This window comes from Paraburkholderia sabiae (genome assembly GCF_030412785.1).
In the GTDB taxonomy this organism is placed as follows: domain Bacteria; phylum Pseudomonadota; class Gammaproteobacteria; order Burkholderiales; family Burkholderiaceae; genus Paraburkholderia; species Paraburkholderia sabiae.
In genome coordinates this window covers 5379441-5401887 of sequence record NZ_CP125295.1, presented here as the reverse complement: position 1 = coordinate 5401887, position 22447 = coordinate 5379441, and the positions used below count along the sequence as shown (strand labels likewise).

Below are 22447 nucleotides of genomic sequence, written 5' to 3'. Positions count from 1 at the left end.
CGCTTGCGCGTCGGACGGATCAGGCGGCGGCGCTTTCCTCGCTATACGTGGAGCGCGAAAGCGGCTTCAGATGCGCGGCGAATTGTTCGGATGCAGCTGTCCACGAGAATCGCTCGGCCCACGCGCGCGCATGGTTGCGATCGATCTTCAACGCCTGCAGGCACGCTTCGCGCAGATCGTCGTGCATCGCACCCGCGCCGCCGTCGCCGAGCACGTCGATCGGGCCCGTCACGGGATACGCTGCAACGGGCGTGCCGCACGCAAGCGCTTCGAGCAACACGAGGCCGAACGTGTCGGTCCTGCTCGGGAACACGAAGACATCGGCGGCCGCATAAACCTTCGCAAGTTCGGCCTGCGTCAGCACGCCGAGATAGTTTGCCGTCGGATAGCGCGACTTCAGTTCGGCGAGCGCCGGACCTTCACCGCATACCCATTTCGAACCGGGCAGATCGAGCTTCAGGAACGCCTCGACATTCTTCTCGACAGCCACGCGTCCCACGTACAGGAAGATCGGCCGCGCGGTGTTGAGCACCTTCGATTCCATCTGCCGGAAGATCTCGAGATCGACGCCGCGCGTCCACAGCACCACGTTCGTGAAGCCGAACTTTTCGAGGTCGGACTTGACGACAGGCGTGGGCGCCATCACGGCCAGCGACGCCTTGTGGAACCAGTGCAAAAAGCGGTACGTCCACGCGACGGGAACACCGAAGCGCGCCTGCACGTATTCAGGAAAGCGCGTGTGATACGCCGTCGTGAACGGCAAGTTGTGTTCGATCGCATAGGCGCGCGCCGCGAGTCCGAGCGGACCTTCCGTCGCGATGTGCAGCGCATCGGGTTTGAATTCGTCGATGCGTTTGCGCAGATGGCGTTTCGGCAGCAGCGAGAGACGAATCTCCGGGTACGTGGGGCACGGAATCGTCTTGAACTCGAGCGGCGTCAGCAGATCGACTGTGTGGCCGATCTCCGTCAGTTCGCGCGTCGTGTTCTTCAGCGTGCGAACAACGCCATTGACCTGCGGTTCCCACGCATCGGTGACGATCATGATCTTCATGCGATTGGCCCTCTCGTAGTAGTGGTGGTGCGTGTCACGCTGTTGCTGCGCGAGCCTTCGTCGCGTTCGCCTCGGGCGAGCGCATCACGGTCCAGTAGACCACCTTCAGCTCGCCTTCATACGTCTCGACGAGCGCCGACAGGCTTTCGACCCAGTCGCCGTCGTTGCAATAGAGCACGCCGTCGATCTCGCGGATCTCGGCCTTGTGAATGTGCCCGCACACGACGCCGTCGCAGCCGCGGCGGCGCGCTTCGTCGGTCATCACAGTCTCGAATGCGGAGATGAAGTTGACGGCGTTCTTCACCTGATGCTTCAGGTACTGCGACAACGACCAGTACTGGAAGCCGAGCTTGATGCGGATCCGGTTGAACCAGCGGTTCAGCACGAGAATCATCGTGTACAGCGTGTCGCCGAGATACGCGAGCCACTTCGCGTGCTGGATCACACCGTCGAACAGATCGCCGTGCACGATCCACAAACGCTTGCCTTGCAGCGTCGTATGAAACGCTTCGCCGCGCACGTGAATGTCGCCGAATGCGAGATCGCAGAACTGGCGCGCGCCTTCGTCGTGATTGCCGGGGATGTACACGACCTGCGTGCCCTTGCGCGCCTTGCGCAAGATCTTCTGCACGACGTCGTTGTGCGCCTGCGGCCAGTACCAGCCTTTCTTCAGTTGCCATCCGTCGATGATGTCGCCGACCAGATACAGGTACTCCGACTCGTTGTGCCGCAGGAAGTCGAGCAGATACTTCGCCTGACAGCCGCTGGAGCCGAGGTGAATGTCGGAGAGCCAGATCGTGCGATAGCGATGCGAAGCTTCGTGATCGTCGTCGTGATGTTCTGACGGCGTCGGTGTCGTCGGCAGATGCGGTATCGGCGGCAGGCCGACTGAGGGGGAGCGGGGGCCGAAAGCGCCGGGATCGACGCTCGGGCCAGTCTGGCGGAAGAGGGAAGTCGCGGACGTGTTGTTGTCCATGGCTCACGCGTCGAGTTGCAGTACCCGCATTGCGCCATTGCTGCATGACGGAGCCGTGACATTCACGAGAAGTTCTTATTACGTATCGCGAACTGTCGGCTCGATGCAACGCAACATGACGCGCGCAATTGCTGCAGATGCGCAATCGCGCATCGGGAAAGTCCTGAGAGGACGCGCCTTGTACTCATGTAATCGATTGCATATGCTCTGAAACGTTTCAATCTCCACGACCGGTTTCGTTCTTTGCGACGAACCGCACCGCCAGAGGAGCCGACGCAACATGAGCTTGCCCGACCGGCCGTTGCCCACGCTGCGCGATGTCGCGAATGCCGCCGAGGTGTCGGTGGGCACGGCATCGAAGGTGCTGTCGGGTGCGTCCGGCGTGAGCGAAGCGCGTGCACAGCGCGTGTGGGACGCGGCGCGCCGGCTCGGTTATCGTCGCAACGGCATCGCCGCCGATTTGCGGCGCGGGCGGCCCAGTTCGATCGGCTTCGTGCTACCCGATCTCACCAACCAGTTCTTCGTCGACATTGCCCGCGCGCTCGAAAATCACGCGCTGGAGCATGGTTACCGCCTGATCATGGCGCACGCCGATGAAGATCCCGCGCGCGAAATGGAGCGCATCCGTTTCGTGATGTCGGGTCAGGTCGCGGGCATGATCATCATTCCGTGCCGTGGTTACGAACATGCGATCGACGAAGTGCGCGAGTGCAATGTGCCGCTCGTGATGGCCGATCGCGTCGACGATTCCTTTCCCGCCGATACGGTCACGACGGACAGCCATGCAGCGACGTTCGATGGCACCGTGCATCTCATCGGCCTCGGCCACAAACGCATCACGTTCCTCGTCAATACGCTTGATCTCGTGAATTCGCGCGAGCGCGCGGACGGCTATGTCGATGCGATGAAACGCGCGGGACTCGACAGCTACATACGCGTCGTCGAATGCGGAATGACGGCCGCAGAGATTCACGCGTCGACGCTCGATGTGCTGTCGAATGCGCTGCGTCCTACTGCACTCTTTGCAGGCGGCAACGTGACGACGCTCGGCGCATTGCGCGCGATCCGCGATGCCGAATTGCGCCTGCCTGAAGACATTTCGTTGTTGTCGTTCGACGACGCGCCGTGGATGTCGGTGCTGCGTCCCTATCTGAGTTCGATCCGGCAGCCCGTCGAGGCGATCGGTCACGCAATCTGGCAACTGATGCTGAAGCTGCTGAATGGCGAGCGCAATGCGCCCGTGCATCTGAGTTTCAAGGCCGAGTTGCTGGTGCGCGAGAGCACGGCGGCCGCGCCCGCCGTGCAGGCTGTACTGGATGGTGCGTGAGGAAACCAGCAGGACTAAAACGTTTCAATTTCAAAGAGCAGACAAAAGCAAAAGCAGAAAGGCAAGACCAAGGGAGACGCACAACGCGCATCACGCAATGCGCAACGAATGGAGACAAACATGAACCGCAATCGCCGTCTGATCACGGGCGCGCTCGTTACGGCGCCTTTTGCCGGGCTGATCGTCAAGGCCGGCTATGTGCACGCGCAAGGCAAGAAATACCGCTTCGGTTTCTCGCAGGTGACGACCGTCGAGCCGTGGCGCGTGCAGTTCAACAAGGACATGAAGGCCGAGGCCGCGAAGCATCCGAACGTCGAACTCGTGATCGCCGATGCAAACGATCGCACCGACAAGCAGAACGCCGACATGGAGAACTTCATCGCGCAGAAGATGGACGTCATCTTCATTTCGCCGAAGGAGTCGGCGGGACTGACGGGCGTGGTCGAAAAGGCGTACAAGGCAGGCATTCCCGTGTTCGTGCTCGATCGCGAAGTGAACGGCGATCAGTACACGCAGTTCGTCGGCGGCGACAACGTGCTGATCGGCAAGGGCGCGGGCGAGTTCATCGTGAAGACGCAAGGCGGTGCGGGCAAGGCGAAAGGCAATATCGTCGAAGTGTGGGGCGGCTTCGGCACGCAGGCGTCGCACGATCGTCACGACGGGATGATGTCGTTCGTCGGCAAGGAGTCGGGCCTGAAGATCGTCGGGCAGCGCGTCGATTGCGACTGGAAGCAGGACAAGGCCTACGACTACATGAAGACCGTGCTGCGCGTGAACCCGCAGGTCGATCTCGTGTTCGCGCACAACGACCCCATGGCGTACGGCGCGTATCTCGCGGCGAAGGACGCGGGCGTCGAGAAGAAGATGAAGTTCGTCGGCGCGGACGGCCTGCCGAACGAAGGCGCGGTGTGGGTCGAGAAGGGCATTCTCACGGCGACGTTCGTGTATCCGACGCCGGGCGGCGAAGCGATGCGCCAGGCGCTGAAGATGCTCGGCGGTGAAAAGATTCCGAAGAAAGTGATCATGCCGACGCAAGGGATCTTCGCGGACAACGCGAAGCAGTTTGTCGCGAGTTGAGTGATGCGTGAACGCGTCGCGCGGGCAGGTGCCGATGCCCGCCGCGCGACGCGTCGTGCATGCGAGAGCGGAAGGAATTCATGACGCAAGGTGTCACGAGCATCGATCCACCTGTTGTTGTCGCGACCCACGCCATGAGCGCGACACAGCTCGTTGCCGCGACGCGCATCTCGATCGCGTTCAACGGCACACCCGCGCTCACCGATGTCGATTTCGACATCGTGGCGGGCGAGGTGCATGCGCTCGTCGGCGAGAACGGCGCAGGCAAGTCGAGCCTGATGAAGATACTGGGCGGCCTGTATCTGCCCGATGCTGGTTCTATCGACGTAGCAGGCACGCGAGTCGACTTTAGAACCACAGCCGATGCGATGAACGCAGGCATCGCGATCATTCACCAGGAACTGAATCTGGTGGACAGCCTGTCCGTGGTCGACAATCTCTTTCTCGGCAAGGAAATCACGACGCGCTTCGGCTTTCCCGATCATCGCGCGATGCGAGCGAAAGCGCTCGACGTGCTCGCGCAATTGCAGTTCAGGCCGTCGCCGGATGAGCTCGTCGGCGCATTGCGGATCGGCGAAAAGCAGTTGATCGAAATCGCGAAAGCGCTGCTTGCCGACGCGCGCGTGCTCATCATGGACGAGCCCACGTCCGCGCTATCCGACACGGAAACACAGGCGCTTTCGGTGCTGGTGCGCGCGCTGCGCGAACGCGGGATGGGCATCGTGCTGATCAGCCATCGCTTGCAGGAAGTGTTCGATCTCGCCGATCGCGTGACGGTGCTGCGCGACGGACGCCATATCGCAACGCTGCCGATGAGCCGCGTCGAATCGGCGGAACAGCTGGTGTCGATGATGATCGGCAAGAACTTCGTCGCGCCGCATCGCGAGTCCGGCGAAGTGCGTGCTGCGGCAGACCATTTGATTAGCGTGCGCGATCTGACGCTGCATGGCGAGCATCGTCCCGTGGTGGACGGCGTGTCGTTCGATGTGCGGCGCGGCGAGGTGTTCGGTCTTTCCGGACTGCTCGGCGCGGGCAAGACCGAGATACTCGAAACGCTGTATGGCGTGTCGCCGTATCGCGTGTCGGGCTCGATCGAAATCGGCGCGGGACGGCGCGCGTTTCGCACGCCTGCCCAAGCCGTCGAGGCAGGCGTCGCGTTCGTCACCGAAGACCGCAAGAAAGACGGGCTGATCGTCGATCAGTCGGTAGAGGCGAACTTCGTGCTGCCGAGTCTCGCGCATATCGACGGTTTTCCGTTCTATCGCCGACGCGCGATTGCAAAGCGCGTGGCTGCGCGAGCGTTGACGTCGAACGTGAAGCATGGCGGCGCGAGCGAACCTGTTGCGACATTGTCAGGGGGCAACCAGCAGAAGCTGATCATCGGCAAATGGCTGATGACGCAGCCCGCCATTCTGCTGCTCGACGAACCGACGCGCGGCGTCGACGTGGCCGCGAAAGCGGAAATCTATAGCCAGATCCTGCAGGCGGCGCGCAGCGGCTTGACGGTGGTGGTCGCGAGCTCGGAGATCGACGAACTGATGCTGATGTGCGACCGCATTCTCGTCCTGTGCGAAGGACGCGCGCGCGGCGTGCTCGAACGCGATGCGTTTTCCGCCGACGAACTCGTGAAGCTCGCGTCGCCCTGAACATGATGGAGCGGTGAACATGCTGAAGACCAACGAACACGCACTCGACGCGACGCCCAATGCGCAGCAGCTGCGGCGGCAACAGCGCCTGCGCGCGTGGCTCACGAACGTGAAGTACTACCTCGGACTGATCGTATTGCTTGCGCTCGGCGCGCTCACGTCGCCGCATGCGGCGGACGGCAGCAACATCTTCTTGTCGTCGGCGAATTTCTCCGATGTGTTCAGGCAGGTCGCGAATGTCGGCGTGATGTCGGTGGGCATGACGCTCGTCATCATCACGGCGGGTATCGATCTGTCCGTCGGTTCGGTGATGGGTTTCGGCAGTGTGCTGACGGCGATCCTGCTGACGACGCCCGGCAGCAACGCGGCGTCGTGGACAGCGCTCGCGCTCGATGCGATCAGCCTTTTCGCCGTCGTGTATATGGCGAGCGGAATGTTTGCGCGGCGGGGGCGGGGCGGTGCACATACGATGCAGATGTCGCCCGGTCTGCGTGACTCGGGGCATCGTGGCGTGCGCATGGCCGTCGCGGGAATCGTTGCGTTGCTGGCGTGTGTGTTCGCGTGGCATCAACTGCCGCAGAAGGTGTCGCTGCTGACGGTGCTGTGGATGGTGCCGATGGCGGGGCTCGCGATCGGCGCGCTCAACGGCTTCATCATCACGCGCGGGCGCATGCAGCCGTTCATCGTGACGCTCGCGGCGATGGTCGGCGTGATGGGTATGGCGCGGCTCGTCGCAGGGCAGGATACGGCCGTCTATTCGATTTACAGCGGCAGCAATGCGACGACCGACATCGACAATCTGCGCGCGTTGCTATTTGGCGTGGTGCCCGTGCCGGCGCTCTTTTTCATCGTGATCGCGTTGATTGCGGACTTCGTTTTGAACCGGACGGTGTTTGGCAAGTATCTGTATGCGATCGGCGGTAATGAGAAATGCGCGCGCATTTCGGGGCTCAAGGTCGATCGGCACAAGATCGCCGCGTACGCGATTTCGGGAATGCTCGCGGCGCTTGTCGGCGTTCTTTATGCCGCGCAGTATCGGCAGGGGAAGGCGGATGCGGGTGTCGGCTGGGAGCTTGATGCGATTGCGGCTGTAGTGATTGGCGGCACCAGTCTGATGGGCGGCGTGGGGAGGATTGCGGGGACCGTGGCGGGCGTGCTGATCTTCGGGTTTCTTGGGAATATCCTGCTGCTCAATAACATCGATAGCAATACGCAGTTGGTGCTCAAAGGGTTGATCATCGTTGTTGCTGTGTTCTTGCAGCAGACGCGGATGAATCCGCAGACTATGCTTGCCAGGGTTCGCGGGAGGCGTTCGCTTCCTTAGTGGTTTTTTGTCTGCGACGCAGTCGCCAGTCTTTGCGTTTTTGGTTTTTGTCTGCGGTGGCATCCGCGAATTCGTATCGGTGCTTCAGGCGTTGCCCCTGTGCGGGGCGGCACCTACTTTTCTTTGCAGCGGCAAAGAAAAGTAGGCAAAAGAAAGCCGCTTTTGTACCTCCGGTGCCCGCCAGAATGGCGCTGCGGCATGCCGCAGTTGAGCTGTCGCGCAGCGACCCCCGCACTCTGTAGAAAGCCCGCAGTTAACTGCGCACGGCGCGAAAACACACACACAGTCTGGAGCACATAACGCCGCAATCAACTGACGGCAATGCAAAAAAACGTGCTGACCGAATGTGCTCCAGGTGGATGTCATCTTTCGCGCCGCGCGCGTCTGACTGCGGGCTTTCTACGGAGTGTTTGCGTCACTGCGCGACAGCTCAAAGACCGTGTGCCGTGGCGTTATCCGGGCGGGCACCGGAGGTTTGAAGCGGCTTTCTTTTGCCTACTTTTCTTTGCCGCTGCAAAGAAAAGTAGGTGCCGCCCCGCACAGGGGCAACGCCTGAAGCACCGATACGAATTCGCGGATGCGAGAGAAAAGACCAGAATGGCGACTAGCGTCGCAGACAAACCAAAAAACCTCACCGACCAACGCTAACAACCTTGGTCCCCGCAATCCGATCATGCAAAAACTGCCGCCCGGCGCCGAGCCGGCCAACCCCGGCATACAGCACAAACCAGATAGCAGCCAGCACGAGCGTCTGCGGCACAGACAAACCGAGTAGAGGATGCAAAGCCAGCGGCGGCAAAAACCACAACCAGGCAAACACATACCGCAAGACAGCGCGTAAAACAGGCACTGAAGCGCCATCCCTGGCGCCCACAACCTGAAGCCGCCAGGTCTTCATCGGCAGTGTCTGTCCACCGTGCGTCCAGAACCACACGAAGTACACGCCCACCACCAGTCCGATCCACGCCGCGAGCCAGTTGTGATGCACGAGCCCGTTGCGCTGCTGCGTGAGCGTGCTGAACAGGTACCCCGCGAAGAACACGACGCCAAACAGCAGCACGCTTTCGTACATCAGCGTGGCGAGACGCCGGCGCACAGTCGGCACGGCAGGTTCTACGGATTCGGGTTGGGGCGGCACGGCTGCGGAGTCGACAGATGTGGACACGGGCGAGGCCTCGGTTGCCGTTGATGAGCCCGCACCTTGCAGGCTCGAAGGAAGAGATTATGAGCCGTTGAAGATGGACGGCGCGTCGGAAGGTGAGACGGGCGTCGGCGTCGCCGGAACGAAACTGCCGGCAGCAGGAATGGCAGGCGCGCCCTGCGCGGGCGCCGCGACGCCGGCGGAAGCACCCGCCGTCGCCGGCGGCACCGGCACGCTTGCGAGCTTGTCCTTGCCGTTCACGAGTCGGTTGATGTCCTTGATCTCGGACTTGCCCGAAGGCGGCGCGCTGACGACCGTCGGCCGACGCTTGTGCTCGCTGGCGGCGAGCTTCTGCTTCTGTTCCTCAGGCAACTGCTGATACGCCTTCCACGCGTTCTGGCGCGCCTCGCGCGGCAGTTCCTTCGACACCTGATAGTTCTCGCGCGCGACACGCCGCTGCTCCGGCGTCATGCGAACCCATTCGGCCATGCGCTCGTGCAGACGCTTCTGCGCTTCCGGCGTCATCTTCGGATAGCGCGACGCGATTTTGAGCCACTTGCGCTTGCGCTCTTCGCTGAAGCCGTCCCATTGCGCTTCGAACGGCGCGAGCGCGACATGTTCGGCATTGGTCAGCTTCGACCACGCGAGCGGGCTGGTGGAAATGGGCAGGCCCGGCAGTTCGACCGTCAGCGCCGGGGCAGGCGCTTTCGCGGGCGTGCCGCCCGCAGGCGCCGCGACGGGCGTGGGCTCCGGGTAGAAGCGCGGATAGGTGGCGGCGAATGACACCAGGGCTGCAATCACGCATCCGGACACAACGGCTAGGCCGCGCTTGTAACTCACCCGTCAACTCTCCCCGGTCAGTGGTTGTTGCGCGTCAGGTACGCGTTGAACCCGTGATCGAGATAGGCATTGAGCGGCAAGTCGTCGCTCAGCATGGCGGCGTCGATATCGGCGAGTTCGGCCGTGCGTTGATGGTCTTCCCACCACGCGATGCCCGCGAGGCCGATCACGAGCGCAAGCACGGGCCACGCGAGCGCGAGCTTGCGCAGGCGCGGCAGGCGGCGCGAGCCTTCCGGCTGCGGCAGGTGACCAAGCGTGCCGGCGCCGACGAACACGGGCGCAAACGCAGGCGCCTGCACGGCTTCAGGCTTCTTGCGAGCGAGGGCGGCACGGCGCGCGGCGGCAAGCCGGTCGGTCGTAGCGGGTGGAATACGGGCAGCGTTTTCGTCGAGCGCACGGCGAAGCTGCCGCGCAAACTCGATTTCTTTTGTTTCGAGAGCGGAGCTCATAGCGTGATTCCTTTGGCCTTGAGCGCATGCGCCAGCGTGTGCGTGGCTCGTGAGCAGTGAGTTTTCACACTGCCTTCCGAGCAGCCCATCGCGGCAGCAGTCTCAGCGACATCCATATCTTCCCAGTAACGCATCAGAAACGCCTCCCGTTGACGTGCCGGCAACTTTTGGATTTCGTCGTCGATCAGCTGCAGGACCTGTTCGCGCTCGAGCTGCTGCTCGCTGCTCTCGACACCCGTCGCGCCGTCCTGGCTTTCGAACGTCTCCAGCGGGTCGAAGTCTTCGTCGTCGGCATTGCCCAGCGACGAAAACAGGCTCACCCAGGTGTTGCGCACCTTCTGCCGACGGAAATAGTCGTGCATCGCATTCTGGAGAATACGCTGAAACAAAAGCGGCAGCTCAGCGGCAGGACGGTCGCCATATTTTTCGGCGAGCTTGATCATCGCGTCCTGCACGATGTCGAGCGACGCGTCATCGTCCCGCACGGCGTAGACCGTCTGCTTGAACGCGCGCCTTTCGACGCCCGCCAGAAAATCGGCGAGTTCCTTTTCTGATGCCATCCGTTGGGGGTCGGCGCAGCGAATGTGCGCGGAATCGGTCGAAAAATGTCGTAAAACTCGCGGATGCTAACAAACTTTCACCCGATCCGGGGGAAAACGCGGCAAGCGGGCGCCTTGCATCTGGCCTACAGCCGTATTTCCGCTCATCGAGCGACGACGGCGAAAGCCGCCCGTAAAACGGTCAGAAGTTGACGATGAAAGGGGAGTTGTCGTCAATCATGGAAATATTTGCTTGACCATCGGACGTATCGTAGATATCGTCTACGGTTCGCAACATAAGTGACTTGTCTCATTTGAGGTTGGCCCAAGAAGCCTTCCTGTCAAACTGGACGCGCCGCTTGAACCCGAGCCACAAGCCCGGCAGAGAGCACCCGATCAATTTTTTGCCGAAAATTCGAAAGGTGAACGATGAATATGCCCAGCGCGGAATTCTCCACGTCGGATACCACTCCCCATCACGAAGCTGACTCTATCGGCGCCACCGTGCTCATGAAGGCACTGGCAGACGAGGACGTCGAATTCGTCTGGGGCTATCCCGGCGGCTCGGTACTCTACATCTACGACGAGCTTTACAAGCAGGACAAATTCCAGCACGTTCTCGTGCGCCACGAGCAGGCCGCGGTTCACGCCGCCGATGCTTACGCACGCTCGACCGGCAAGGTCGGCGTCTGTCTCGTGACCTCCGGTCCCGGCGTCACCAACGCGGTGACGGGCATCGCGACGGCCTATATGGACTCGATCCCGATGGTCGTGATCAGCGGCCAGGTGCCGACTGCCGCGATCGGCCAGGATGCGTTCCAGGAGTGCGATACGGTCGGCATCACGCGTCCCTGCGTGAAGCACAACTTCCTCGTGAAGGACGTGCGCGATCTCGCCGCTACCGTCAAGAAAGCGTTTTACATCGCACGCACGGGTCGTCCCGGTCCGGTGCTGATCGACATTCCGAAGGACGTGTCGAAGGCGCCTTGCCAGTACGAGCCGATCAAAACGGTGTCGCTGCGCTCGTACAACCCCGTCACGAAAGGCCACTCGGGCCAGATCCGCAAGGCTGTCGCGCTGCTGCTGTCGGCAAAGCGTCCGTACATCTATACGGGCGGCGGCATCATCCTCGCGGATGCGTCGCGCGAACTGAACCAGTTCGCCGATCTGCTCGGCTATCCCGTCACGAACACGCTGATGGGTCTGGGCGGCTATCGCGCAGCGGACAAGAAATTCCTCGGCATGCTCGGCATGCACGGCACGTACGAAGCCAACATGGCGATGCAGCACTGCGACGTGCTGATCGCGATCGGCGCGCGTTTCGACGACCGTGTGATCGGCGATCCGGCGCACTTCTCGTCGCGTCCGCGCAAGATCATTCACATCGACATCGACCCGTCGTCGATCTCGAAGCGCGTGAAGGTCGACATTCCCATCGTCGGCGACGTGAAGGAAGTGCTGAAGGAACTGATCGAGCAACTGCAGACGGCCGAGCATGGTCCCGACACCGCGGCGCTCGCCGACTGGTGGAAGGACATCGAAGACTGGCGTTCGAAAGACTGCCTGAAGTTCGACCGCAAGAGCGAGATCATCAAGCCGCAATACGTGGTGGAAAAGGCGTGGGAATTGACGGACGGCAATGCCTTCGTGTGTTCCGACGTCGGCCAGCACCAGATGTGGGCGGCGCAGTTCTATCGCTTCAACAAGCCGCGTCGCTGGATCAACTCCGGCGGTCTCGGCACGATGGGCTTCGGCTTGCCGGCGGCGATGGGCGTCAAGATGGCGCATCCGGATGACGACGTGCTGTGTATCACGGGCGAAGGCTCGATCCAGATGTGCATCCAGGAACTGTCCACCTGCAAGCAGTACGACACGCCCGTCAAGATCATTTCGCTCAACAACCGCTATCTGGGCATGGTGCGCCAGTGGCAGCAGATCGAATACAGCAAGCGCTATTCGCATTCGTACATGGATGCGCTGCCGGATTTCGTGAAGCTCGCCGAAGCGTACGGCCACGTCGGCATGCGGATCGAAAAGACCGCTGACGTGGAACCGGCGCTGAAGGAAGCACTGCGCCTGAAAGATCGCACGGTGTTTCTCGACTTCCAGACCGATCCGACCGAAAACGTCTGGCCGATGGTTCAGGCCGGCAAGGGCATCACGGAGATGCTCCTCGGGTCGGAAGATCTATAACGAGCGCCTTCTCGCGCCGGCTTCGTCATGCACGTCTCCACAAAAGGCGAACGCGGACGAAGCGGCGTGGATCGCACGCATCGCATACATCGACATCTGGAAGAAGCGAACATGAGACACATCATTTCCGTTCTGCTGGAAAACGAACCGGGCGCGCTGTCGCGCGTGGTCGGCCTGTTCTCCGCACGCGGCTACAACATTGAAACCTTGACGGTGGCGCCGACCGAAGACCGTTCGCTGTCGCGCATGACCATCGTTTCCATTGGCTCGGACGACGTGATCGAACAGATCACGAAGCATCTGAACCGCCTGATCGAGGTGGTGAAAGTGGTCGACCTGACCGAGGGCGCCCACATCGAGCGCGAGCTGATGCTGATCAAGGTTAGGGCGGTCGGCAAGGAACGTGAGGAGATGAAGCGGATGTCGGATATTTTCCGCGGCCGCATCATCGACGTCACCGAAAAGACCTACACGATCGAACTGACGGGCGCGAGCGAGAAGCTCGACGCGTTCATCGAAGGGCTCGACGCCACCGCAATTCTCGAAACGGTCCGTACGGGCGGTTCGGGTATCGGGCGCGGCGAGCGCATCCTGAAGGTTTGACAGCAGTTCGATCGGAGCCGGGCGTTGCATCAGACGTCCGGTTCGACGCAACATACACACGCAGCTTTGAATTTTTCTGAATTTCGCCAAGGAACAGACATGAAAGTTTTCTACGACAAGGACGCCGACCTCTCCCTCATCAAAGGCAAGCAGGTCACCATCATCGGCTATGGCTCGCAAGGCCATGCGCACGCGCTGAACCTGAAGGAAAGCGGCGTGAACGTCACGGTGGGTCTGCGCAAGGGCGGCGCATCGTGGAGCAAGGCTGAGAACGCAGGTCTGACGGTCAAGGAAGTGGCGGAAGCCGTGAAGGGCGCCGACGTCGTCATGATGCTGCTGCCGGACGAGCAGATCGCCGAAGTCTACGCGAAGGAAGTTCACGGCAACGCCAAGCAGGGCGCGGCCCTCGCGTTCGCACACGGCTTCAACGTGCACTATGGCCAGGTGATCCCGCGCGCGGATCTGGACGTCATCATGATCGCGCCGAAGGCGCCGGGTCACACGGTGCGCGGCACGTACTCGCAAGGCGGCGGTGTTCCGCACCTGATCGCGGTCGCACAGGACAAGTCGGGCGCAGCGCGCGACATCGCACTGTCGTACGCAGCGGCTAACGGCGGCGGCCGTGCTGGCATCATCGAAACGAACTTCCGCGAAGAAACGGAAACCGACCTGTTCGGCGAACAGGCTGTTCTGTGCGGCGGTACGGTCGACCTGATCAAGGCCGGTTTCGAAACGCTGGTCGAAGCGGGCTACGCGCCGGAAATGGCGTACTTCGAGTGCCTGCACGAACTGAAGCTGATCGTCGACCTGATCTACGAAGGCGGCATCGCGAACATGAACTACTCGATCTCGAACAACGCCGAATATGGCGAGTACGTGACGGGCCCGCGCATCATCACGGAAGACACGAAGAAGGTGATGAAGGAAGTCCTGAAGGACATCCAGACGGGCGAGTACGCGAAGAGCTTCATCATCGAAAACCGCGCTGGCGCGCCGACGCTGCAATCGCGACGCCGTATCACGGCCGAGCACCAGATCGAGCAGGTCGGCTCGAAGCTGCGCGCAATGATGCCGTGGATCGCGAAGAACAAGCTGGTCGATCAGTCGAAGAACTAATCTGCCTGTTTTTCGCACTCCGGCGCACGAAATGCGCCGGAAGCGTCAAAAAGCCGTCCAGGTGTGCTGAACCCTGGACGGCTTTTGCTATCCTACGGTTTTCGAAAAGACTGAACCCAACCTTATGAATTACCCTCATCCGATCATCGCGCGCGAAGGCTGGCCGTTCATCGCCATCGCGGCCGTCGTTGCGTTGTTGATCCACTTCGTCGCAGGGTTCGGCATTGCCTGGATTTTCTGGCTGTTGCTCATCTTCGTCGTGCAGTTCTTCCGCGACCCGGCGCGCCCCATCCCGACGCAGGCCAACGCAGTGTTGTGCCCGGCCGACGGCCGCATCGTCGCTGTCGAAACGGCGCACGATCCCTACGCGAACCGCGAAGCGCTGAAGATCAGCGTGTTCATGAACGTGTTCAACGTGCATTCGCAGCGCTCGCCGGTGGATGGCGCGATCTCGAAGGTCGAGTATTTCCCGGGCGCGTATCTGAACGCTGCCGTCGACAAGGCGTCGACGGAAAATGAACGTAACGCAATCGTCATCGAAACGGCGAGCGGCGCGACGGTGACGTCGGTGCAGATCGCGGGCCTGATCGCGCGACGCATCCTCTGCTACGTGCGCTCGGGCGAGCCGCTGACGCGCGGCCAGCGTTATGGCTTCATCCGTTTCGGATCGCGCGTCGACGTGTATCTGCCCGTGGGCAGCCGTCCGCGGGTGTCGATCGGCGAGAAGGTGTCGGCGTCGTCCACGATTCTGGCTGAGCTGTAAAGCGGCACAGGGAGGGTTCGATGGCCGCATTCAAACCGCGTCGTCCTCGTAGCAGCGGTGCGCCGCAGCCGCGACCGTTCCGGCGCAACAAGCCACCCGTGGTCGCGGAATCCGTGATCGACAGCCGCCGTGCCGCGCGTCAGCAGTTTCTGCGCAAGCGCGGCATTTATCTGCTGCCGAATGCCTTCACGACGGCCGCGCTGTTCTGCGGCTTCTTCGCCGTCGTTCAGGCGATGAACGTGCGTTTCGAAGTCGCCGCGATCGCGATTTTCGTCGCGATGGTGCTCGACGGCATGGACGGGCGCGTCGCACGCATGACGCATACCCAGAGCGCGTTCGGCGAGCAGTTCGATAGTTTGTCGGACATGGTGTCGTTCGGCGTCGCGCCGGCGCTCGTGATGTATGAGTGGATACTGAAGGATCTGGGGCGGTGGGGCTGGCTCGCGGCGTTCGTTTATTGCTCGGGCGCTGCGCTCCGTCTCGCGCGATTCAATACGAATATCGGTGTCGTTGATAAACGGTTTTTTCAGGGTATGCCGAGTCCGGCTGCTGCTGCGTTGATCGCCGGTTTTGTCTGGCTTGCTACTGATAATCGCGTGCCGCTGAAACTTGTTTGGCTGCCTTGGGTTGCGTTTGCATTGACCATTTATGCCGGTGTCACGATGGTGTCGAACGCGCCGTTTTATAGCGGCAAGGCGCTGGATGTGCGACATCGTGTGCCGTTTGCGGCGATTCTGCTTGTTGTCGTCGCGTTCGTGCTGGTGTCTTCCGATCCGCCGTTGATGCTGTTTGGCCTCTTCGTGCTGTATGGGTTTTCCGGTTACGTGTTCTGGGGGTATCGCGTGGTGCGGGGAATGGGGAATCCTGCTCGGTCCTCGCAGCGGCCGGGGTAAGGGTTTGGGTTGATGCCTGCGGCGGCTTTTTTTCGCTGGCATCCGCGTTTTGCTTTCTGTGCTTCATGCGTTGCCCCTGTGCGGGGCGGCACCTACTTTTCTTTGCAGCGGCAAAGAAAAGTAGGCAAAAGAAAGCCGCTTCAAACCTCCGGTGCCCGCCTGGATAACGCCACGGCCCACGGTCTTTGAGCTGTCGCGCAGTGACGCAACCACTCCGTAGAAAGCCCGCAGTCAGACGCGCGCGGCGCGAAAAATGACATCCACCTGGAGCACATTCGGTCAGCACGTTTTTTTGCATTTGCCGTCAGTTGATTGCGGCGGTATGTGCTCCAGACTGTGTGGGGTTTTCGCGCCGTGGGCGGTTGACTGCGGGCTTTCTACAGAGTGCGGACGTCGCAGCGCGATAGCTCAAAGAACGTGTGCCGTGGCGTTATCCTGGCAGGCACCGGAGGTTCAAAAGCGGCTTTCTTTTGCCTACTTTTCTTTGCCGCTGTGTAAAGACTGGAGACATAGCTGACAGGTGTACAGGGACATGGTTGACACTTTCGGGTAATCAAACGCCCGGATTCAACCATGCCCTGGGAAGCAAAAAACACCATGAATCTCCGCGAAGAATTCGTCAGCCTGGCCGCCACACAGGCTCTGTCATTCAGCGAGCTATGCCGGCGCTACCGGATCAGCCGCCAGACCGGCTACAAGTGGCTGGACCGTCACAAGGCCGAAGGCCCCGGCGGGCTGGCCGACCGCTCCCGACGCCCGCACCACAGCCCCCTGCGCTCACCTGAACACATCGAAGCGCGGGTGCTGGAACTGCGTCGCGAACATGGCTGGGGCGGACGCAAGATCGAACGGCGCCTGAAGGATCTGGGCGAGACTGAGGTGCCCGCGCCCGCCACGATCACCGAAATCCTGCGCCGCCACGGGCTCATCGATGAACAGGCGTCGCAGCAGCGCCAGCACTGGCAGCGCTTCGAGCACGCGCATCCGAACCTGCTGTGGCAGATGGACTTCAAGGGCGACGTCCAGACGCTGAAGGATGGGCGCTGCATGCCGCTGACGGTCATCGACGATCACTCGCGCTACAACCTCGTGCTCAGCGCCTGCTCGCGTACGACCACACAGGTCGTGCAGGCCGCGCTTGAGCGCGCGTTCCGCTGCTACGGGCTGCCTGCGCGCATCAACACCGACAACGGCGCGCCGTGGGGCTCGCCCAGCGCGCCGGGGCAGCTCACCGAACTCGCGGTCTGGCTGATCCGGCTGGGCATCCTGGTGAGCTACAGCCGGCCGTATCACCCGCAGACCAATGGCAAGGACGAACGGTTTCACCGCACGCTGAAGGCCGAAGTGCTGGACCGGCAGGCCTTCAGCACACATGCGCACATGCAGCAGGCACTGGATCGCTGGCGGCACGTGTACAACGTCGAACGTCCGCACGAGGCACTCGGGATGGCCACGCCCATTACCCGCTACGCGTGCAGCCTGCGCGCGATGCCCGGGCGGGTGCCCGAGCCCGAATACGGCTGTGGCGATGAAGTCTTACGGGTCAATGCCAGCGGCGTGGTGCGCCTGCGCGGCCAGAAACTGAAGCTGTCGATCGCGCTCAAGGGGCTGCAGGTAGCAGCCCGCATGAGCGAGAAGGAAGACGGGGTGATCGAGATCTGGTTCGCCCATCAGCGGGTCGCCAAACTTGACCTGAAGGCACCCAAACCCTGACCATCAGGTGTCAACGATGTCCCCGTACATGTGTCAACCATGTCTCCAGTCTGTACACCGCTGCAAAGAAAAGTAGGTGCCGCCCCGCACAGGGGCAACGCCTGAAGCACCGGTACGAAATCGCGGATGCGAGAGAAAAGACCAGAATGGCGACTAGCGTCGCAGACAAACCAAAACCAAAAACCGCCCGCAGGGCAAACAATTGCACGATTTCAGGATTGCCGCTATAGTCGCTGGCATGGCACTTTCCAAGTTCCCCTTCCTGTCTCTTCAAGCCAGCACGCCGCTACTAGGCGAGCTAGCGCTAGCGCGCCTGCCGCGCTGATCGTTTTCGCCCTCCGTCTGCCTCGTTCGTCGTTTAGCGTCGCCAGCGGTCGCGGCGCAAACACTCGAATTCCGTTTTCCAATTCAAATTGACCGAATCCCCCCGGAGACCCGAGATGGCAGACAAGCTCATCATTTTCGACACGACCTTGCGTGACGGCGAACAATCGCCCGGTGCGTCGATGACGAAGGAAGAAAAGATCCGTATCGCGAAGCAGCTCGAACGGATGAAAGTCGACGTGATCGAGGCCGGTTTCGCGGCCAGCTCGAACGGCGACTTCGACGCGATCCACACGATCGCCGGCATGATCAAGGACAGCACGATCTGCTCGCTCGCACGCGCGAACGACAAGGACATCCAGCGTGCCGCCGACGCCCTCAAGCCCGCCGACCACTTCCGCATCCACACCTTCATCGCGACGTCGCCGTTGCACATGGAGAAGAAGCTGCGCATGTCGCCGGAACAGGTGTTCGAGCAGGCCAAGCTGGCCGTGCGCTTCGCCCGCAAGTTCACGAACGACGTCGAATTCTCGCCGGAAGACGGCAGCCGCTCGGACATGGACTTCCTGTGCCGCGTGCTCGAAGCCGTGATCGCGGAAGGCGCGACGACGATCAACATCGCCGACACGGTCGGCTACGGCGTGCCGGAACTGTACGGCAACCTCGTGAAGACGCTGCGCGAGCGCATTCCGAACTCGGACAAGGCCGTTTTCTCGGTGCACTGTCACAACGACCTCGGCATGGCCGTCGCGAACTCGCTCGCGGGTGTGCAGATCGGCGGCGCGCGTCAGGTGGAGTGCACGATCAACGGTCTCGGCGAGCGCGCGGGCAATACGTCGCTCGAGGAAATTGTGATGGCCGTGCGCACGCGCAAGGATTACTTCGGCCTCGATCTCGGCATCGACACGACGCAGATCGTGCCCGCGTCGAAGCTCGTGTCGCAGATCACGGGTTTCGTCGTGCAGCCGAACAAGGCGGTGGTCGGCGCGAACGCGTTCGCGCACGCGTCGGGCATCCACCAGGACGGCGTGCTCAAGGCCCGCGACACCTACGAAATCATGCGCGCGGAAGACGTGGGCTGGACCGCGAACAAGATCGTGCTCGGCAAGCTGTCGGGTCGCAACGCGTTCAAGCAGCGCCTGCAGGAACTCGGCATCTCGCTCGACAGCGAAGGCGAACTGAACCTCGCGTTCCAGCGCTTCAAGGAACTCGCGGATCGCAAGGCCGAAATCTTCGACGAAGACATCATCGCGATCGTCACGGAAGAATCGGCGGAAGCGCAGGAGCGGGAGCACTACAAGTTCGTGTCGCTGTCCCAGCACTCGGAAACGGGCGAGCGTCCGCACGCGCGCATCGCGTTTTCGGTCGAAGGCAAGGAAGTGATCGGCGAAGCGAACGGCAACGGTCCCGTCGACGCGACGTTCAACGCGATCGAAACGGAAGTCGGCAGCGGCTCCGAACTGCTGCTGTACTCGGTCAACGCGATCACGACGGGCACGCAGGCGCAAGGCGAAGTGACCGTGCGTCTGTCGAAGGCAGGCCGCATCGTGAATGGCGTGGGTACTGACCCGGATATCGTCGCTGCTTCGGCTAAGGCGTATATCTCGGCGCTGAACCGTCTGTATGCCGGCGCGGACAAGCTGAATCCGCAACGCGCAGAAATCTGATCGCCAGTTGCTGCGTGCAGCCGCAATGAAAAAAACCCCGCTGCGGCGGGGTTTTTTGTTGCCGTCGCGTTCGAAGAAAAGCCTCCTCATCAGGCGGCTTTTCTTCGAACGGCGAAGCAACTCAGAAGAGGCTGCGGCGATCCGGATCGTGCAGAGGATCTGGCGTTTTCTGCGTCAGACGCAGAATGCCCTGATCGTCGAAATAGAAGCTGTACATCATGTACCAGACGTTGTCTTCCAGATAGCGATACGTCCAGACTTCACGCTTCATCAGCGGGAAATAGTTCGTTTCGACGGGGCGACCGAAATTGACCAGCACGTCGTCGCGCGTCCATTTGCCGATTTCCGCGCGATAGAACTCGTTCGGCTGCAGCACCTGACGCACGTTCAGGATCTTGCCGGACGCGTCGATGTCGGCGGCAGTCGTGAATTCGCCCATCGGCTGCGTCGGCCACATCAGGCGCTTGCCGCCGTTCGGCAGATCGTAGACTTCGCGCGGCGGGCCGAGGCGGGCGACGATCGTCGATTGATCCGCGCCCGCCTGGTAGTTTTGCCACGGCTGCGCACATCCGGCGAGCACGAGAGCGCACGCGAGCGCGGCGAGCGCGCCGCGCGCCGGACGCACGGATCGCGCGGATGAGGGGCGGTTGAACATGACACCTCCGTAGGCGTTCGATGACTGGTTGTTATTGTCCTGACCAGATATTTTGACACGCGTTGCGTGAAAAGATTTGGGGCGCTTCGTGCGTCGGTGCGTGCTTTCGCCCGCGACGCGCTTGCTTGCGGGCCATGCGCCGTCCTATGATCCGCGCTTCGATCGACAGACGGGGCGTGCGGATGAAAGCAAAGTGGGCAAAAGCGGTGATGGCGGCGATGACGCTGGCAGTGGCGGCGATCGCGCATGCGCAGAGCGCGCCGACGGGCTCGCCGATCCGTATCGCGATGATCGAAGGCATGTCCGGGCCGTTTGCGAACGCGGGCGCGGCCGTCGAGCGGAATCTGCGCTTCGGTGTCGAAACGGTCAACGCACGCGGCGGCGTGAAGCTCGCGGACGGCGCGCATCCGCTGGAACTCGTCGTGCTCGACAGCAAGGGCAGTGCGGAAGAGGCGCTCGTGCAGCTGCGCGCCGCGGCTGACCGGCATATCGGTTTCATCACGCAAGGCAACAGCTCGGCCGTCGCCGCCGCGCTGCTTACCGCGATCGACAAGCAGAACACGCGCGAACCGGACAACCGTGAGCTCTTCCTCAACTATTCCGCCGACGATCCGGCGCTCACGAACGCGGCCTGCAGCTTCTGGCACTTCCGCTTCGACGCGCACGCGGGCATGCGGATGGACGCGCTCGCCGACGTGATCCAGCGCGACAAATCGGTGAAGAAGGTTTATCTGCTGAACCAGGACTACAGCTTCGGGCATGACGTGAGTACGTTGGCGCGCGCGGCGCTCGCGTCGAAGCGGCCGGATATCGGCGTGGTCGGCGACGAATTTCATCCGATCGGCCGCGTGAAGGACTTCGCGCCGTACATCGCGAAGATTCGCGCGAGCGGCGCCGATGCCGTGATCACGGGCAACTGGGGCAACGATCTCACGCTGCTCGTGAAAGCCGCGCGCGAGCAGGGCCTCGACACGAAGTTCTACACCTTTTACGGCAACAGTCTCGGCGCGCCGGCCGCGCTGGGCGACGCGGGCGTGAAGCGCGTGATCGCCGTGGCCGACTGGCATCCGAACGCGGGCGGCGCGGCGTCGGATGCCTGGTATGCATCGTTCCGTCAGCGCTTTCCCGCCGCGCAGGACGACTACCTCGTGCTGCGCATGCCGCTGATGATCGAAATGCTGGCCGCCGCGATGAACCGCGCGGGCAGCGCGCAGCCGGAAAAGGTCGCGAAGGCGCTGGAAGGAATGAAGTACGACAACGGCTTCCATGCATCGTGGATGCGCGCCGATGACCATCAGCTGATCCAGCCCCTTTACGTGATGGAAATGGACAAGGCGGGCACACCGGGCGTCCATTTCGACAACGAAGGCTCCGGCTACGGTTTCAGGACGGTGCTGGCGCTCGCCCCCGAGCGCACCGTTCCCGCCACGACTTGCCGGATGAAACGGCCCTGAAGACGTCACGCCGCCGCGATCGCGCTTTGCCAGACGGAAGGCCCGAAACGGCAGGGTTCGACGGATGCACGGGCTGTGCTACAATACGCGACTCGTTTTATTGTAACCCACGGCACGGCCCTTCTTCCGTGACCGCCTGTCGATTCAAAGGAAATCAACATGTCCGTAGCTGAAATCAAGAAATCCGACGTCGTCGCGCAATTCGCACGTGGCGCAAACGACACCGGCTCCCCCGAAGTTCAGGTCGCTCTGCTGACCACGCGCATCAACGAACTGACGGTCCACTTCAAGGCCCACTCGAAGGATCACCACAGCCGCCGCGGTCTGCTGCGCATGGTGAGCCGTCGCCGCAAGCTGCTCGACTACCTGAAGGGCAAGGACGCGGATCGTTACCGCGCTCTGATCGAGAAGCTGGGTCTGCGTAAGTAATCCGGCGCATCGGACTTTCTGTCAGCAAGATGCCTGTGTCAGTTCCGCTGATACAGGCATTTTGTTTTTCAACGGTGCGCTTCATGTGAAGTTTGTCGTTGAATCAACCCGCCGGTGCGCCGGTTGTGCCGCGGGATAAAACGAAACAAAGCACGAAACAAAGCCGGGCTTCAGGGTAGGGCGCTGTGTCATTCCAGCGGTTCGCGTGCAAGCGATGCATCCATCCACGTGATTCTCTGGAATGGCATAACACTCCTCTACCCGAAG

General features: G+C 61.8%; 20 protein-coding genes. 13 read left to right on the top strand and 7 right to left on the bottom strand.

What is annotated here, in order from left to right:
• Positions 1 to 19: 19 nt before the first annotated feature.
• Entirely contained in the window at positions 20 to 1051 is a 1032-nt protein-coding gene (locus QEN71_RS24275) for a glycosyltransferase family 4 protein (RefSeq protein ID WP_201654167.1), read from the bottom strand.
• Between the two features lie 34 nt (positions 1052 to 1085).
• Entirely contained in the window at positions 1086 to 2027 is a 942-nt protein-coding gene (locus QEN71_RS24270; protein WP_201654169.1) for a UDP-2,3-diacylglucosamine diphosphatase, read from the bottom strand.
• Positions 2028 to 2307: 280 nt separating this feature from the next.
• Here QEN71_RS24270 and QEN71_RS24265 point away from each other — a divergent pair, with 280 nt between their 5' ends.
• From QEN71_RS24265 to QEN71_RS24250, 4 genes are all read left to right on the top strand, one after another.
• The gene (locus tag QEN71_RS24265; protein WP_201654172.1) at positions 2308 to 3354 is read left to right on the top strand and encodes a LacI family DNA-binding transcriptional regulator; all 1047 of its coding nucleotides are present in this window, start codon (positions 2308 to 2310) and stop codon (positions 3352 to 3354) included.
• Between the two features lie 120 nt (positions 3355 to 3474).
• The gene (locus QEN71_RS24260) at positions 3475 to 4431 is read left to right on the top strand and encodes a substrate-binding domain-containing protein (protein ID WP_201654175.1); all 957 of its coding nucleotides are present in this window, start codon (positions 3475 to 3477) and stop codon (positions 4429 to 4431) included.
• An 80-nt stretch (positions 4432 to 4511) separates the two neighbouring features.
• Entirely contained in the window at positions 4512 to 6077 is a 1566-nt protein-coding gene (locus tag QEN71_RS24255; protein WP_233471980.1) for a sugar ABC transporter ATP-binding protein, read from the top strand.
• Positions 6078 to 6096: 19 nt separating this feature from the next.
• Positions 6097 to 7401: an ABC transporter permease gene (locus tag QEN71_RS24250; protein WP_201654178.1), complete on the top strand. Its 1305-nt coding sequence runs from the start codon at positions 6097 to 6099 to the stop codon at positions 7399 to 7401.
• A 631-nt stretch (positions 7402 to 8032) separates the two neighbouring features.
• Here the strand turns inward: QEN71_RS24250 and QEN71_RS24245 are convergent.
• The 4 genes from QEN71_RS24245 to QEN71_RS24230 are packed head-to-tail and all read right to left on the bottom strand — an operon-like array spanning position 8033 to position 10391.
• Entirely contained in the window at positions 8033 to 8566 is a 534-nt protein-coding gene (locus QEN71_RS24245; protein WP_201654181.1) for an RDD family protein, read from the bottom strand.
• A gap of 57 nt (positions 8567 to 8623) precedes the next feature.
• Positions 8624 to 9382, bottom strand: coding sequence for a DUF3106 domain-containing protein (locus tag QEN71_RS24240; RefSeq protein WP_201654184.1), 759 nt, complete (start codon positions 9380 to 9382; stop codon positions 8624 to 8626).
• Between the two features lie 17 nt (positions 9383 to 9399).
• Entirely contained in the window at positions 9400 to 9831 is a 432-nt protein-coding gene (locus QEN71_RS24235) for a DUF3619 family protein (RefSeq protein ID WP_201654187.1), read from the bottom strand.
• On the bottom strand, positions 9828 to 10391 hold the full coding sequence (locus tag QEN71_RS24230; RefSeq protein WP_028371308.1) for an RNA polymerase sigma factor: 564 nt from the start codon (positions 10389 to 10391) through the stop codon (positions 9828 to 9830). Before QEN71_RS24230 ends, QEN71_RS24235 begins: the two co-directional genes overlap by 4 nt.
• A gap of 408 nt (positions 10392 to 10799) precedes the next feature.
• Between QEN71_RS24230 and QEN71_RS24225 the strand changes: the two genes are divergently transcribed.
• The 7 genes from QEN71_RS24225 (at position 10800) to QEN71_RS24195 (ending at position 19642) form a co-directional block, all read left to right on the top strand.
• Positions 10800 to 12563: an acetolactate synthase 3 catalytic subunit gene (locus QEN71_RS24225; RefSeq protein ID WP_201654190.1), complete on the top strand. Its 1764-nt coding sequence runs from the start codon at positions 10800 to 10802 to the stop codon at positions 12561 to 12563.
• A gap of 111 nt (positions 12564 to 12674) precedes the next feature.
• Entirely contained in the window at positions 12675 to 13166 is a 492-nt protein-coding gene (gene ilvN / locus QEN71_RS24220; protein WP_007588180.1) for an acetolactate synthase small subunit, read from the top strand.
• Between the two features lie 99 nt (positions 13167 to 13265).
• On the top strand, positions 13266 to 14282 hold the full coding sequence (gene ilvC / locus QEN71_RS24215) for a ketol-acid reductoisomerase (RefSeq protein ID WP_201654192.1): 1017 nt from the start codon (positions 13266 to 13268) through the stop codon (positions 14280 to 14282).
• A gap of 124 nt (positions 14283 to 14406) precedes the next feature.
• Positions 14407 to 15045: a phosphatidylserine decarboxylase gene (locus QEN71_RS24210; protein ID WP_201654195.1), complete on the top strand. Its 639-nt coding sequence runs from the start codon at positions 14407 to 14409 to the stop codon at positions 15043 to 15045.
• A 20-nt stretch (positions 15046 to 15065) separates the two neighbouring features.
• A complete protein-coding gene (gene pssA, locus QEN71_RS24205; RefSeq protein ID WP_201654198.1) occupies positions 15066 to 15938 on the top strand; it encodes a CDP-diacylglycerol--serine O-phosphatidyltransferase in 873 nt (290 codons plus the stop codon).
• A 573-nt stretch (positions 15939 to 16511) separates the two neighbouring features.
• Positions 16512 to 17651, top strand: coding sequence for an IS481 family transposase (locus QEN71_RS24200; protein ID WP_201654201.1), 1140 nt, complete (start codon positions 16512 to 16514; stop codon positions 17649 to 17651).
• Positions 17652 to 18091: 440 nt separating this feature from the next.
• Positions 18092 to 19642 (top strand): 2-isopropylmalate synthase, encoded by a 1551-nt coding sequence (locus QEN71_RS24195; protein ID WP_201654204.1) that lies wholly within the window; start codon positions 18092 to 18094, stop codon positions 19640 to 19642.
• Positions 19643 to 19763: 121 nt separating this feature from the next.
• Here the strand turns inward: QEN71_RS24195 and QEN71_RS24190 are convergent, their stop codons facing one another.
• A complete protein-coding gene (locus QEN71_RS24190) occupies positions 19764 to 20297 on the bottom strand; it encodes a hypothetical protein (RefSeq protein WP_201654207.1) in 534 nt (177 codons plus the stop codon).
• Positions 20298 to 20479: 182 nt separating this feature from the next.
• Between QEN71_RS24190 and QEN71_RS24185 the strand changes: the two genes are divergently transcribed.
• Both QEN71_RS24185 and rpsO read left to right on the top strand, forming a co-directional pair.
• The gene (locus QEN71_RS24185; RefSeq protein WP_201654210.1) at positions 20480 to 21751 is read left to right on the top strand and encodes a branched-chain amino acid ABC transporter substrate-binding protein; all 1272 of its coding nucleotides are present in this window, start codon (positions 20480 to 20482) and stop codon (positions 21749 to 21751) included.
• A gap of 159 nt (positions 21752 to 21910) precedes the next feature.
• Positions 21911 to 22180 carry a 30S ribosomal protein S15 gene (rpsO, locus tag QEN71_RS24180; RefSeq protein WP_028369579.1) on the top strand — a complete coding sequence of 90 codons (270 nt, stop codon included), beginning with the start codon at positions 21911 to 21913 and terminating at the stop codon, positions 22178 to 22180.
• Positions 22181 to 22447: the final 267 nt, after the last annotated feature.